The sequence below is a fragment of the Halomonas sp. M1 genome, assembly GCF_029581375.1.
In the GTDB taxonomy this organism is placed as follows: Bacteria; Pseudomonadota; Gammaproteobacteria; order Pseudomonadales; family Halomonadaceae; genus Vreelandella.
The window spans coordinates 940,857-954,634 of record NZ_CP121119.1 but is presented as its reverse complement, the minus strand read 5'-3'; the positions used below and the strand labels follow the sequence as shown (position 1 = coordinate 954,634).

Annotated in this window: 11 protein-coding genes; 10 read left to right on the top strand and 1 reads right to left on the bottom strand. The window is 53.6% G+C overall.

Translation table 11 applies throughout. The features are described from left to right. The first annotated feature begins 19 nt into the window (after positions 1 to 19). The 8 genes from mutL (at position 20) to P8S54_RS04305 (ending at position 9,657) form a co-directional block, all read left to right on the top strand. Positions 20 to 1,936: a DNA mismatch repair endonuclease MutL gene (gene mutL, locus P8S54_RS04340; RefSeq protein ID WP_281444062.1), complete on the top strand. Its 1,917-nt coding sequence runs from the start codon at positions 20 to 22 to the stop codon at positions 1,934 to 1,936. Between the two features lie 37 nt (positions 1,937 to 1,973). Beyond that, a complete protein-coding gene (gene miaA, locus P8S54_RS04335) occupies positions 1,974 to 2,912 on the top strand; it encodes a tRNA (adenosine(37)-N6)-dimethylallyltransferase MiaA (protein WP_281443358.1) in 939 nt (312 codons plus the stop codon). Positions 2,913 to 3,049: 137 nt separating this feature from the next. Then, positions 3,050 to 3,298: an RNA chaperone Hfq gene (gene hfq, locus P8S54_RS04330; protein ID WP_009099947.1), complete on the top strand. Its 249-nt coding sequence runs from the start codon at positions 3,050 to 3,052 to the stop codon at positions 3,296 to 3,298. Between the two features lie 36 nt (positions 3,299 to 3,334). Then, positions 3,335 to 4,645, top strand: a complete 1,311-nt coding sequence (gene hflX / locus P8S54_RS04325; protein ID WP_281443357.1) for a ribosome rescue GTPase HflX — start codon at positions 3,335 to 3,337, stop codon at positions 4,643 to 4,645. Positions 4,646 to 4,809: 164 nt separating this feature from the next. Continuing rightward, on the top strand, positions 4,810 to 6,084 hold the full coding sequence (gene hflK, locus P8S54_RS04320; protein WP_009099952.1) for an FtsH protease activity modulator HflK: 1,275 nt from the start codon (positions 4,810 to 4,812) through the stop codon (positions 6,082 to 6,084). Beyond that, entirely contained in the window at positions 6,085 to 6,969 is an 885-nt protein-coding gene (hflC, locus tag P8S54_RS04315; protein WP_009099954.1) for a protease modulator HflC, read from the top strand. It abuts the gene before it with no gap. 199 nt (positions 6,970 to 7,168) lie between these two features. Beyond that, on the top strand, positions 7,169 to 8,362 hold the full coding sequence (locus tag P8S54_RS04310) for an ATP phosphoribosyltransferase regulatory subunit (protein ID WP_009099956.1): 1,194 nt from the start codon (positions 7,169 to 7,171) through the stop codon (positions 8,360 to 8,362). Beyond that, positions 8,362 to 9,657 carry an adenylosuccinate synthase gene (locus P8S54_RS04305; RefSeq protein ID WP_009099957.1) on the top strand — a complete coding sequence of 432 codons (1,296 nt, stop codon included), beginning with the start codon at positions 8,362 to 8,364 and terminating at the stop codon, positions 9,655 to 9,657. Before P8S54_RS04310 ends, P8S54_RS04305 begins: the two co-directional genes overlap by 1 nt. Positions 9,658 to 9,762: 105 nt before the next feature. Here P8S54_RS04305 and cobO read toward each other — a convergent pair whose 3' ends face one another. Continuing rightward, complete coding sequence (gene cobO / locus P8S54_RS04300) at positions 9,763 to 10,362, bottom strand: cob(I)yrinic acid a,c-diamide adenosyltransferase (RefSeq protein ID WP_009099959.1); 600 nt, start codon at positions 10,360 to 10,362, stop codon at positions 9,763 to 9,765. 211 nt (positions 10,363 to 10,573) lie between these two features. Between cobO and P8S54_RS04295 the strand changes: the two genes are divergently transcribed. After that, entirely contained in the window at positions 10,574 to 11,059 is a 486-nt protein-coding gene (locus P8S54_RS04295) for a YajQ family cyclic di-GMP-binding protein (RefSeq protein ID WP_009099961.1), read from the top strand. Between the two features lie 80 nt (positions 11,060 to 11,139). Then, complete coding sequence (gene pepN, locus P8S54_RS04290; RefSeq protein ID WP_281443356.1) at positions 11,140 to 13,770, top strand: aminopeptidase N; 2,631 nt, start codon at positions 11,140 to 11,142, stop codon at positions 13,768 to 13,770. Positions 13,771 to 13,778: the final 8 nt, after the last annotated feature.

Genomic DNA, 13,778 nt, shown 5'->3' with positions numbered 1-13,778 from the left:
TGAATTGATCGCTACGCCAATGCGTATTCATGTGCTTGACCCCCGTTTGGCTAACCAAATAGCCGCGGGGGAAGTTGTTGAACGTCCGTCATCGGTGACCAAGGAGCTGATTGAGAATGCGATTGATGCGGGTAGCCAGCGCATTGAGGTGGAGATTGAGCAGGGCGGTGCTCGGCTGATCAAGGTGCGCGATGACGGTATTGGTATTGGCGAGCAAGACCTGCCGTTAGCGTTGGCGCGTCACGCTACAAGCAAAATCAACAGCCTTGAGGATCTAGAAGGGGTTAGCTCGCTGGGCTTTCGTGGTGAGGCATTGGCCTCAATCAGTTCGGTATCGCGGCTAGAATTAGTCTCGAATGCCGAGGATGACCCGCGCCAAGGCTGGCGAGTCGTGGCTGAGGGGCGTGGTATGGAGGCGCGGGTGACACCTGCTCCTCATCCTCGTGGTACCAGTGTCGCGGTGCGCGACCTATTTTTTAATACGCCAGCGCGGCGCAAGTTTTTGCGCACTGAAAAAACCGAGTTTGCCCACGTTGAGGAGGCATTTCGGCGCCAAGCGCTGTCCCGTTACGATATTGCCTGGGTGCTGCGCCATAACCAGAAGGTGGTTCACCAACTGCCGCCGGGCGCTACGCCTGCCGCTCGTGAGCGGCGCATTGCCTCGCTGCTAGGCAAAAGCTTTATCGAACACGCCCGCTATATCGAGCGCGAAGCGGGGGGGCTGCGATTAAGCGGCTGGGTAGGCCTGCCGACGCACTCCCGCTCCCAAGCGGATCAGCAGTATTTCTTTGTGAATGGCCGTGTGGTGCGTGACCGCTTGGTGGCGCATGCGGTACGCCAAGCCTACCGTGATGTGTTGTTTAACGGCCGCCATCCTGTATTTGTGCTTTACCTTGAGCTTGATCCAGATGTGGTGGATGTCAACGTGCACCCTACCAAGCATGAAGTTCGCTTTCGCGATGGCCGCATGGTGCACGACTTTCTTTACTCTAGCCTGCACCACTGCCTGGCTGCTTCTAAGCCGGATGATGAGCAGCAGCAGGGTCATGCTCAAGGCACGCAAAACCCCGAGCAGAGTGGTGCTGTCGCCGATGAAGCGCCGGGTGAGTCGGTAAATCAGCCCTCTGCGCCGCGCTGGCAGCAGCAGGGCATGCCGCTGGCAGATAGCCCTGAGCGCCACCCCGGTGCCGAGCGGGTGCGCCGCTTTATGCAAGGCTATCAAGCGCTGCACCCCGGCCACGAAGAGACCCTATTAACACCACAGCCAAGTGGCCCAGGTGTTAATCCCGCAAAGGCCAATGAAGTACGAGAAGCGCCGTTAAGCATGCCTGAATACGATGCCACCGCGGCGCCCCCGTTGGGCTTCGCCCTAGGTCAGTTGCATGGCGTGTATATTCTGGCGCAAAACGCGAAAGGTTTAGTGTTAGTGGATATGCATGCCGCTCATGAACGGATTGTTTATGAGCGTATGAAAAATCAGCTGGCGGCAGCCAAGGGGATTGATGCCCAGCCGTTGCTAGTGCCTGTTTCTCTGGCCGCAAGCCGCACGGAAGTGGCCACCGCAGAGAGCGAGCGCGATGCCATTATCCAGCTAGGCGTTGAGTTAGACGTAGCCGGGCCTGAAACCCTGCTAGTGCGGCAACTCCCTGCTCTGCTGGCCCAGGCGGACCCCGAAGCGCTGGTGCGTGAAATGCTTGAAGAGCTTTCGCGATTTGGCCGAACTCACCAAGTGGAAGCACGCATCCATGAGCTGCTTTCGACCATGGCTTGCCATGGCAGCGTACGTGCCAACCGGCGGTTAACCGTCGATGAAATGAACGCGTTACTTCGCGATATGGAGCGTACAGAGCGCAGTGACCAGTGTAACCATGGCCGCCCGACCTGGACGCAAATGAGCATGAAAGCGCTCGATCGGCTGTTTCTGCGTGGTCAATGAAAAAAGGGGTGGTATTTAAATGGAGGGCAGCGAGCTAATGGCGGATACACGCCCCTTGGCTATTTTTTTAATGGGGCCTACGGCGGCCGGAAAAACAGATACCGCCATCGCATTGCATGAAAAATTAGGGCACGAAATAATCAGCGTCGACTCAGCCATGGTGTATCGGGGCATGGATATTGGCAGTGCGAAACCTAATGCCGCAGAACTTGCCCGGGCGCCGCACCGTTTAATTGATATTCGTGACCCCGCTCAGCCCTATTCCGCGGCGGATTTCCGTGAAGATGCGCTGCAAGAGATGCGGCAAATTAGCGCGGCAGGTAAGGTTCCCCTTCTGGTAGGCGGTACCATGCTGTACTACAAACGTTTGGTTGAAGGCGTGGCTAATTTACCTGCCGCCGATGCTTCCATTCGTCAGCGCTTAGAGGCTCAACGCCAAGCAGAGGGGCTTGAAGGGCTGCACCGCTCGCTTATGAAGGTGGATCCCGCTTCGGCTGCGCGCATACATCCCAATGATCCGCAGCGCTTAATGCGTGCGTTAGAGGTGTTCTACGCCAGCGGAAGGCCAATGAGTGTGCTATGGGCAGAGCAGGAGCCGGAAACCTTTCCTTGGCGGGTGCTGTCGATAGCTTTAGCGCCTAATGATCGCTCTGTTTTACACAGCAGAATTGCCCGACGTTTTAAAACAATGCTGGAAGAGGGCTTGATAGATGAGGTGGCTGCCCTCAGAAAGCGCAGCGAGCTTCATCTTAATTTGCCCGCTATGAAAAGCGTGGGCTATCGACAGGTGTGGGAATATTTAGACGGCGAGTATGACCAAGCAGCGTTGTTAGAGCGCGGAATTATTGCCACCCGCCAGCTTGCTAAGCGACAGTTAACGTGGTTAAGAAGTTGGCCATCGCTTACATGGGTAGATTCGCAGCAGCCAGACGCTTTGGATAAGGTGCTGAAATTCGTGCGTGAAAGCAGTCCTTAGCGTAAGATAGTCAGTTCGTAAGCAAGTGTTTTCGAGTGGCCGGTTGACCAGGCCTTTCGGGCAACAAGATTGCGGCGTAGCACCAGTAGGGCACGCCATTAATAACCAACCCCAACGACAGTTTTAGGGAGAGCAACATGTCCAAAGGGCAGTCCCTTCAAGACCCGTACCTGAATATTTTGCGCAAGGAGCGCATTCCGGTCTCTATCTTCCTGGTAAACGGCATTAAGCTGCAAGGCCAGATTGAATCGTTTGACCAGTTTGTCATCTTGTTGCGTAATACCGTCAGTCAGATGGTTTATAAACATGCTATTTCTACGGTAGTGCCCTCGCGCAATGTGCGCTTGCCAGCACAAGATCCTGCCGCGCCTGACGCGGACATCTAAGCCCGCTGGATAGCAAGAGAGTCTATGAGGTATTGATTGTTTTTTGAACGCCCAGATGCCGGTGAAACGGCTGTACTTGTTCACGTTGACTTCCACGATGAACAAGCACGTGAAGACCCGGGTGAGTTCTTGGAACTCGTGCGCTCTGCTGGTGCAGAGCCCGCGACATTGCTCACAGCTAGCCGCCAGCGTCCTGATTCCCGCACGTTCATAGGGACAGGTAAGTTGGAGGAGCTGCGGGCAATGCTCGCTGCTCACGAAGCCGAACTGGTGATCTTCAACCACACGTTAAAACCTTCCCAAGAGCGCAATCTTGAGCGTGAGCTTAAGTGTCGTGTGCTTGACCGTACTGGCTTGATACTTGATATCTTCGCGCAGCGGGCAAGAACTCACGAAGGCAAACTGCAAGTAGAGCTTGCCCAGCTTGAATACATGTCTACGCGCCTTATTCGCGGGTGGACTCACCTTGAGCGCCAGAAAGGCGGTATTGGCCTCCGTGGCCCTGGTGAAACTCAGCTTGAAACCGACCGTCGCTTGTTGCGTGTTCGCATTAAATCGATCCATAAGCGACTGGATAAAGTGCGCAGCCAGCGCGAGCAGAACCGTCGCGCTCGATCGCGGGCAGAAATCCACAGTGTATCGCTGGTAGGCTATACCAACGCGGGTAAGTCAACGTTGTTTAATGCGTTGACGAACGCTGAGGTATACGCGGCTGACCAACTCTTCGCGACGCTCGATCCAACGCTTAGACGCCTTGAAATTGAAGATGTTGGCCCTGTTGTGTTGGCCGATACGGTGGGCTTTATTCGTCATCTTCCGCATAAGTTGGTCGAGGCGTTTCGTGCCACCTTGCAAGAGGCGGCCGAAGCATCGCTGTTGGTGCATGTGATTGATGCGGCTGACCCAGACAGAGACTTGAACGTAGAGCAAGTGAATCGCGTTCTAGAAGAAATAGGCGCCGACAGTGTGCCTGTTCTTAAGGTCATGAATAAAATTGATAGGTTGGATAGTGCGCCACGCATCGAGCGCGATGGCCACGGTTCACCTGAAGTTGTTTGGCTGTCTGCTCAGCAAGGTCAAGGGTTAGAATTGCTACATGAAGCGCTAACCGAGCGCCTGGCAAATGATGTTATTGGCTTTTCGCTGACGCTTTCGCCTGAGCAGGGCAAATTAAGAGCGGGACTGCATGAATTAAACGCTGTGCGGGAAGAGTCTTTTGACGAGCAGGGGCACTCAGTATTAGATGTGCGTTTGCCAAGACGAGACTTTAATCAGCTAATGGCCCAGCTAGGCGAGCGCGCTAATACCTATTTACCGCAAGCGCTGCGCGAAACTGATGAATGGTAGCTTTTGACGCTGATAGTAGGCTCTAGCAACACGCCTGCTATCAGTTTTTATCTACTTGTTTGTAGAAAAATGGTACAAGATTGATATAGCAATAATATTAAAAAGCACGACGGCCCTTTCTGAACAAGGCCGCGTGTAGGTGAACACCTTAGTGGAGACGAAGTATGGCCTGGAACGAGCCTGGTGGTGGTAACCAGCACGACCCCTGGAGCAGCGGTGGCCGACGCGGTAATAACAGCGGCGGAGATCGTGGTGGCAACGGCGGTAATAATGGTGGCAATAACGGAGGTAACAACGGCGGCAATAACCAAGGGCCTCCCGACCTTGACGAAGCGCTAAAGAAATTCCAAGACAAGCTTAACGGTATGTTGGGCGGTGGCAAAAAAGGGGGTGGTGGTAAAGGGAGTGGTAAAGGAGATGGTGGTAAGCCCCGCAACTCCTTGGCCCTACCCGGTCTGCTGGTTATCGTTGCCTTGGCTATCTGGGCTGCGTCAGGCTTCTATTTGGTTGACCAATCGGAACGCGGTGTCGTGCTACGCTTTGGTGAATACCAGGGCATTGTCGACCCTGGCTTACAATGGAACCCACCGCTTATTGATGATGTGCGCATGGTAAACGTGACGCGGGTGCGTTCAGTATCGCAAACCCAATCAATGCTTACCCGCGATGAGAACATCGTCGAAGTGGAAATTTCCGCTCAGTACCAAGTGGCTAACCCGCGTGATTTCGTACTTAACGTTCGAGATCCAGGGCTTTCTATCGAGAATGCTCTGGACTCCGCACTGCGTCACGTAGTGGGTGGCACCGACATGATTGATATTTTGACATCGGGTCGTGAAATTCTAGGTAGCTCGGTGGCAAGCCGTCTTCAGTCTTATCTAGACGCCTATGGAGCAGGTATTCGTCTACAAACCATCAACATTGAGTCAACCTCAGCGCCCGAACCGGTTATTGATGCCTTTGATGACGTTATTCGTGCTCGTGAAGATCGTCAGCGTACGATTAACGAAGGTATGGCGTATGCCAACGCTATTATTCCAGCTGCACAGGGTCAGGCGCAGCGTGTGGTAGAGCAGGGGCAGGGGTATCGCGAGTCGGTAGTTGCTGAAGCACAGGGTCAGGCTAACCGCTTTAATGCGCTGTTAACCGAGTATCAAAATTCGCCCGCGATTATGCGCGAGCGTATGTACCTGGATGCTATTGAAGAGGTCTTCGGTAACACACCTAAGGTCTTGCTAGATATTAGTGAAAATGCACCACTGATGTATCTGCCCTTAGATCAAATGAGAGGCGGTTCAAGTGGCGGTAGCTCTAGCAGTAGTAACAGCAGCAGTAATAGCAGTGAGGCGATTGATCCGCGCGTATTAGATTCTCTGCGCAGTGGTCAAGGTAGTTCATCGTCCTCAGGTAATAGCTCCATTCGCAGGGAGGGCCGCTAAATGATTAATAATCGATCCCTGCTAATCGTAGGTGGCCTTGCCGCCGTGGCATGGTTGGCCAGTAACAGCCTGTATGTGGTGGATGAAACCGAACGTGCTGTTAAGCTCCGTTTTGGTGAGGTTATTGAAGAGAATATCCAGCCGGGTCTGCACACCAAAATACCGATTGCTCAAACAATCCGTAAGTTTGATACCCGTCTGCTTACGTTGGATACCGACACAAGTCGTTACCTGACCCTTGAGCAGAAAGCTGTCATCGTTGATTCCTACGTAAAATGGCAGGTAATCAACCCGACACGTTACTACGAAGCCACAGCAGGCGATGAGTTGATGGCTATTCGCCTAATTCAGCCGCGTGTCGACGAGAGCCTACGTAACGAGTTTGGTCGACTTAACTTGCAGGAAATCATTGCAGAACGTCGTGATGACCTGATGACAGGGCCAACATCTGAACTTGACGAGCTAATGCGTGAAGAGCTGGGTGTGGCGATACGTGATATCCGTATCAAGCGTATTGACCTCCCGCAAGATGTTTCGGCGGCGGTATTTGAGCGGATGCGCTCTGAGCGTGAGCGTGAAGCCCGTGAGTGGCGTGCTCAGGGTCAAGAAGAGGCCGAGCGGATTCGCGCCAATGCGGATCGCCGTCGTCAGGTACTGCTAGCCCAAGCTAACGAGCGTTCCGAAACGCTGCGTGGTGAGGGTGATGCCGAAGCGGCCGCTATCTTCTCCCAGGCGTATAGCCAGGATCAGGAGTTCTTCGCTTTCTGGCGTAGCTTGAACGCTTATCGTGAAAGCTTCGCGGGCGATAACAACTTGCTGGTGCTTGAGCCAGATAGCGATTTCTTCCGCTACCTGCGCAGCGCAGCGCCCAACACCGGCGAGTAAGTTTGCTGCCGGAACCCCAGCAGGCATGATGCATGACTGCTGGGGTTCATCTGGGGCACAAACGTGATAGACTTTATTGACCGGGCGTCGCCCGGTTTTTTTGTGGCCCTCGTTTCACTAATGCTCTCCTGGATGCGCATCTAACGCGTAGCAGAGGGGTTGGGTAGAAGGGCCTTCATCGTCTCGCAGGATTGTTCACATGACCATCGCTGACCGCTGGCTACTGCCCGACGGCATGGATGAGGTGCTGCCGCCTCAGGCAAGCCGCATGGAAGAGCTGCGCCGTGCGCTGCTTGATCTCTACCATTGCTGGGGCTACGACCAAGTAATGCCGCCGCCGGTGGAGTTTTTGGACTCTTTGCTCACCGGTACCGGCACCGATTTAGATCTCCAGACGTTTAAGCTGACAGATCAATTAACCGGCCGCATGATGGGGGCGTCTGCTGATGTTACCCCACAAGTAGCGCGTATGGACGCTCATTCGCTAAAGCGTCAAGGGCCGGTGCGTCTGTGCTACTGCACTAATGTGCTACGTGCCAAGGCTGACCAGCACCAAGGCGGGCGTAGCCCGGTTCAAGTAGGCGTTGAGCTGTTCGGTCATGCAGGCTTGGAGGCTGACGGCGAAATTATTCATTTGGCGCTGTCTAGCCTAAAAGCCGCTGGGGCTGAAGAGGTTCACTTAGCGCTAGGCCATATTGGCATCTACCGGAGTTTGGTAGAAGCAGCTGCGTTGAGTGATGAGCAAGAGCGAGGGCTGTTTGCAGCGCTGGCGTTAAAGTCGCCCGGGCAGTTGGCTGAGCAGGTCAGTGCTAGTGTTAGTGACCCCGTGCTGGCCGATATGCTAATGGCGCTGGGCGAGTTGCATGGCGATGCAAGCGTTCTGGGCGAGGCCCGCGAGCGTTTTGCTGGTGCGCCTGCCTCAGTGACCGCAGCGCTTGATCAGTTAGAGGCGCTCTATAAAGGAGTGTTGGCACGTTTTGATGTATCGCTCTATTTTGATCTAGCAGAGTTGCGCGGCTATCAATACCACACGGGTATGATGTTTGCGGCTTATGTACCAGGCTATGGACATGCGCTCGCAAAAGGTGGACGCTACGACGATACGGGCCGTGCCTTTGGTAGAGCGCGACCAGCGACTGGCTTTTCAATGGATTTAAAACAGCTGGCATCGTTGTCGTTAGCATCACCTAGCGGTGGGGCTGTTTGGGCGCCTGCCCAAGAAGAGGAGTCGCTTAACACGGCCATTGCTGCGCTACGCGAGCAGGGTGAACGCGTTATTCAAGCGCTGCCTGGGCAGCGTACTGGGCCGGCGGAGCACAGTTGTGACCGCCGTCTTGAGTTTATTGATGGCCGTTGGCAGACAACGGCCCTGACACAAGAGACGAGTGCATAATGGGTAAGAATGTCGTAGTCCTGGGTACCCAGTGGGGCGATGAAGGTAAAGGTAAAATTGTCGACCTGCTTACCGAGTCAGCCTCAGCGGTTGTTCGCTTCCAAGGCGGCCATAATGCTGGTCACACGCTGGTGATTGACGGTGAAAAAACAGTTCTTCACCTGATTCCCTCAGGCGTGTTGCGTCCCGGCAAAACCTGCGTAATTGGCAACGGTGTGGTGCTATCGCCCGAAGCGCTCATCAAAGAGATTCGCGAATTGGAAGCCAAAGGTGTGCCGGTGCGTGAGCGCCTGCGCCTTTCGCCTGCCTGTCCGCTAATTCTGCCTTATCACGTTCGCTTGGACCAAGCGCGTGAAAAAGCCCGCGGCGTGGCCAAAATTGGCACTACCGGGCGTGGCATTGGCCCTGCCTATGAGGATAAAGTGGCGCGCCGTGGCCTGCGTTTGGGCGATATGCTTCACCGTGAACGTTTTGCTTCCAAGCTTGGCGAAGTGCTGGATTACCACAACTTCGTCCTGGTGAACTACCACGGTGAAGAGGCGGTAGACTTCCAGGAAGTATTGGACAGCGCCATGCAAATGGCTGAAGAGCTTCGCCCGATGGTGACCGATACGGTCAGCATGGTGCATGACCTTCGCAAAGCGGGTGATAATATTCTGTTTGAAGGCGCCCAGGGCTCGCTGCTGGATATCGACCATGGCACCTATCCCTACGTAACCAGTTCCAACACCACCGCAGGTGGTACGGCAACCGGATCAGGCGTTGGCCCGCTATACCTGGATTACGTGCTGGGTATCACTAAGGCGTACACCACCCGCGTTGGTTCCGGTCCGTTCCCTACCGAGCTATTTGATGTTGACGGACGCCACCTAGCCGAGCGTGGGCATGAGTTCGGTGCCACCACTGGCCGCCCACGTCGCTGTGGCTGGTTTGACGCCGTAGCGCTGCGTCACGCGGTGCAAATCAACTCGGTATCAGGTATCTGTTTAACTAAGCTTGATGTACTGGACGGCTTGGAAAATATCCGCGTGTGCGTTGGCTATCGTAGTAAAGATGGTGAAGTGCTGGATAATCCGGTTGATTCGGAAGGCTACGAGGCAATCGAGCCGCTTTACCATGATCTACCAGGCTGGAAAGAGTCTACGCTGGGCGCTAAACGCGTAGAGGATTTGCCTGCTAACGCTCGTGCGTATATCAGCTTCTTAGAAGAGCAGGTAGGCACCAGCATTGATATTATTTCCACCGGACCTGATCGTGTCGAAACTATTGTGCTGCGTAACCCATTTCACGACTAAGAGTACGTTGTGGTTTAGCAGTATAAAGTAAGTCGCGTTAAGCTGCGTAAGCAAAGGGAGGGGCGATTTAATCGCCTCTCCCTTGTTTTTTAGCGGCACAGAACGTTAGAAATCGATACCGCGGCGTGCCTGTAGGCCGTTGTTGAAGGCATGACGCACTTCCTGCATTTCAGTCACTGTGTCTGCCATGGCCACCAGCTCACGGTGGGCATTACGCCCAGTCATAATCACAGTTTGTTCCGCAGGACGATTGATGAGCGCCTGCTTAACGGTGGCAATGTCTAAATATCCGAACTTCAGCATGTAGGTGATTTCATCTAGCACAACTAAGTAGGTGTCAGGGTCGGCGAGCATTTTCTCCGCCTCTTGCCATACCGCTTGGCAAGCCTGGGTGTCGGCCTCTCGGTTTTGGGTATCCCAGGTAAAGCCAGTGGCCATAATTTCAACGCTTAAATTTGGGTCTTCCTCCAGACGGTTGCGCTCACCGCACTCCCACTGGCCTTTAATGAACTGCACGACACCTACTTTATAGCCGTACCCTAGCGCCCGGGTAACGGTGCCCCAGGCCGCCGTTGTTTTGCCTTTGCCGTTGCCAGTATTTACCAGCAGCAGCCCGCGCTGCTCAGTGGCATTGGCCACTTTTTCATCTACGCGGGCTTTCAGTTTTTCCATGGACGCCTTGTGGCGTGCATCGCGATCACTCATGGTGGCTCCTGGGTACTTGGTTAGCTTGACGTTGGTTAGGGTAAGCGATCTTTAAGGAATTAACACCATTGCGCATAAGGTTTGTATAAAATTGCTTGTTGCTTGGATAAATGTTTGCCTAACTAAAAATCTCGCTGTTTAGGAAGAGGATTAGCCGGGCAGGGGCTTGCTGCTCTAGAATAGTGGGTCATGTCTTGTCAGGAATTACACCATGCCCTCATTTGATATTGTGTCCGAATTTGATCAGCACGAAGCATCTAACGCCGTTGACCAAGCAAATCGCGAAGTCCAAACCCGTTTTGATTTTAAAGGGGTCGATGCAAGCTTTACTCTCGAAGGCGAGAAAGTTCAGCTGGAAGCGGAAGTCGATTTTCAGCTCAAACAGATGATCGAAGTGCTGCGCAACCGTTTGATTGCCCGTGGTATTGACGCCCGTTGCATGGATATTCAAGACGCGCTGCTTTCGGGCGTTAAAGCACGCCAGGAAGTGGTGCTTAAGCAAGGGCTTGATCCGGCAGAAGCCAAAGATGTGGTGAAGCGCATCAAAGCTAGCAAATTAAAAGTACAGGCTCAGATCCAGGGCGAAAAAGTACGTGTGACGGGTAAAAAGCGCGACGATTTGCAAAACGTGATGGCGCTGCTGCGTGGCGAAGAAGGTCCTGAGTTGCCGCTGCAGTTTGATAACTTCCGCGATTAATTTGCGCGCTACTCATTTGATGCGATAGCGCCCGATGCGGCGCTATCCTCCCACTTAAAAGCTTACAGGAGTCACGCACTATGTCTGATCCGCAGCCGGTTTACTTAAGCGACTATCAGCCGCCCGCCTACCACGTTACCCATACCGAGCTGACGTTTGATCTTGACCCCGCCGCGACTCGCGTTAAAGCGCGATTAATGATTGAGCGCCACGCTGAGGCAAGTGCTGATGCTCCTCTGGTGCTAAATGGCGAACACCTGACACTAGTTAAGCTCGCTATTGATGGCAAACCTCTCACCGATACAGATTATCAGCGTGATACCGACACACTACGTATTGAGCGCGTACCCGCAACGTTTAGCTTGGAAAGCGAAGTGGAAATTGCGCCTAGCAGTAACACCGCGTTAGAAGGGCTCTACCAGTCCAACGGTATGTACTGCACCCAATGCGAAGCAGAGGGCTTTCGGCGGATTACTTTCTATCCTGACCGTCCCGATGTGATGGCGACCTTTAAGGTCACCGTGATTGGCGACGCTACGAGCGAGCCAGTGCTTTTAGCCAACGGCAATCCCGTTGATCAAGGTACAGTGGAGGGCGGCCGTCACTTTGTGACCTGGGAAGACCCGCACCCTAAGCCGTGCTATTTATTTGCGTTGGTAGCCGGTGACCTGCGTAAAGTTGAAGACCACTTTACGACCATGAGTGGGCGTGACGTGACGCTTCAGCTTTGGGTAGAGCAGGATAATCTCGATAAAACAGAGCATGCCATGGCATCGCTTAAGCGTGCCATGACCTGGGATGAGCAGACCTATGGCCGTGAATACGACCTAGATCTATTTATGATTGTGGCAGTAAACGACTTCAATATGGGGGCCATGGAGAACAAAGGGCTTAATATCTTTAACTCTGCGGCGGTACTTACGCACCCTAACACTGCAACAGATTCAGCTTATCAAAATGTTGAGGGTATTGTTGCCCATGAATATTTTCATAACTGGTCCGGCAATCGGGTAACGTGCCGTGACTGGTTCCAGCTGTCATTGAAAGAAGGTTTTACGGTTTTTCGCGACCAATGTTTCTCAGCGGATACCAATTCAGCACCGGTTAAACGCATTCAAGACGTATCATTTTTCCGTACAGCGCAGTTTGCTGAAGACGCCGGGCCAACGGCACACCCGATCCGCCCCGACCACTTCATTGAAATCACCAACTTCTACACCCTGACGATTTATGAAAAGGGTGCAGAAGTGGTGCGGATGCTGCGTAATCTATTGGGCTGGGAAGCGTTCCGTCGCGGCTCTGATCTCTATTTTGAGCGCTTCGATGGCCAAGCGGTCACTATTGAAGATTTCGTTGGCTGCATGGCGGAAGTCTCAGGCGCTGATTTAGGCCAGTTTATGCGTTGGTACGCCCAGGCAGGCACGCCGGAAATTGATGCCCGTGGCGAGTATGACTATGCCCATGGCGAGTATCACCTCACGCTACGCCAGCGCACGCCCTCAACCCCGGGCCAGTTTGATAAGCTGCCGCTGCATATTCCTGTGCGGATGGGCTTGGTGGGTACCAAGTCAGGGCAAGACCTAATGCTGACTCTGGAAGGCGAGAAGTTAGGTAAAGACGCAGTTATTCACCTGCGTGAAGATGAGCAAACATTTGTATTTACCGATGTGGCAGAAGCACCGGTTCCTTCATTGTTGCGCGAATTTTCGGCACCCGTAAAACTGCACTTTCCATACTCCCGTGAAGACCTAGCCTTCCTGCTTACCCACGATAGTGATGGCTTTAACCGTTGGGATGCAGGGCAGCGTTTGGCTATGCTGGCGCTGGATGATCTAATTGCCGCTCATCGTAACGGCGTCGAAAAAGTCATGGATGGACGTGTCGTTGAAGCGTTTAGAACGCTGTTAACTGGGCAAATGAGCGACAAAGCCGTGCTGGCTGAAATGCTGACACTCCCTTCAGAGGCATACATTGCTGAGCAGCAGCCTATTATTGATGTTGATGCGATTCACGCTGCCCGCGAGTTCGTGCGCCAATCGCTAGCGATGGCGCTACGCGATGAATTTCTTACTATCTACAATGACAACGTAAGTGAAGAACGCTATGCCCCGTCGCCAGAGCAAATTGCTCAGCGGAGCCTTAAAAATGTAGCGCTGACGTATTTAATGTCGATTGAGGATCATCAGGGGCTGGCACTGTGTGAAGCGCAATTTGCTGCGGATCATAATATGACCGATGTGCGTCACGCGTTAACGCTGCTGGTGCATAGCGACCGCGATGACCTTGCCTCCCCAGCGCTTAAAGCATTTGGGCAGAAGTGGGCGCATGATCCGCTTGTTATGGATCAATGGTTCACGATTCAGGTATCGCGGCCGCAGCCAGATGTTCTGGAACGAGTCGAGTATTTAATGCAGCACCCGGCGTTTTCAATTAAAAACCCCAATAAGGTGCGTGCGCTGATAGGGGCCTTTGCTCAGAATAGAGTCAATTTCCATCGCTTAGACGGCAAAGGCTACGCCTTGCTAGCGGATGTGGTGATTGAGCTTAACCAGATAAATCCTGAAATAGCCGCGCGACTGATTACGCCGTTAACTCGCTGGCAGCGCTTTGATGACGTGCGCCAACAGATGATGCGTGAGCAGCTTGAGCGCATTAAGCGCGAGCCGCTATCATCAAATGTGTTTGAGGTGGTCGAGAAAGCGCTGGCCTGATAGGTGCT

Excerpts from the sequence above, each read along its gene's own strand:
- P8S54_RS04310 (WP_009099956.1), top strand. The coding sequence starts at position 7,169 with ATGACCATCGCTGACCGCTGGCTACTGCCCGACGGCATGGATGAGGTG.
- mutL (WP_281444062.1), top strand. The coding sequence starts at position 20 with ATGCGTATTCATGTGCTTGACCCCCGTTTGGCTAACCAAATAGCCGCG.
- P8S54_RS04295 (WP_009099961.1), top strand. The coding sequence starts at position 10,574 with ATGCCCTCATTTGATATTGTGTCCGAATTTGATCAGCACGAAGCATCT.
- miaA (WP_281443358.1), top strand. The coding sequence starts at position 1,974 with ATGGCGGATACACGCCCCTTGGCTATTTTTTTAATGGGGCCTACGGCG.
- P8S54_RS04305 (WP_009099957.1), top strand. The coding sequence starts at position 8,362 with ATGGGTAAGAATGTCGTAGTCCTGGGTACCCAGTGGGGCGATGAAGGT.
- hfq (WP_009099947.1), top strand. The coding sequence starts at position 3,050 with ATGTCCAAAGGGCAGTCCCTTCAAGACCCGTACCTGAATATTTTGCGC.
- hflK (WP_009099952.1), top strand. The coding sequence starts at position 4,810 with ATGGCCTGGAACGAGCCTGGTGGTGGTAACCAGCACGACCCCTGGAGC.
- cobO (WP_009099959.1), bottom strand. The coding sequence starts at position 10,362 with ATGAGTGATCGCGATGCACGCCACAAGGCGTCCATGGAAAAACTGAAA.
- pepN (WP_281443356.1), top strand. The coding sequence starts at position 11,140 with ATGTCTGATCCGCAGCCGGTTTACTTAAGCGACTATCAGCCGCCCGCC.
- hflC (WP_009099954.1), top strand. The coding sequence starts at position 6,085 with ATGATTAATAATCGATCCCTGCTAATCGTAGGTGGCCTTGCCGCCGTG.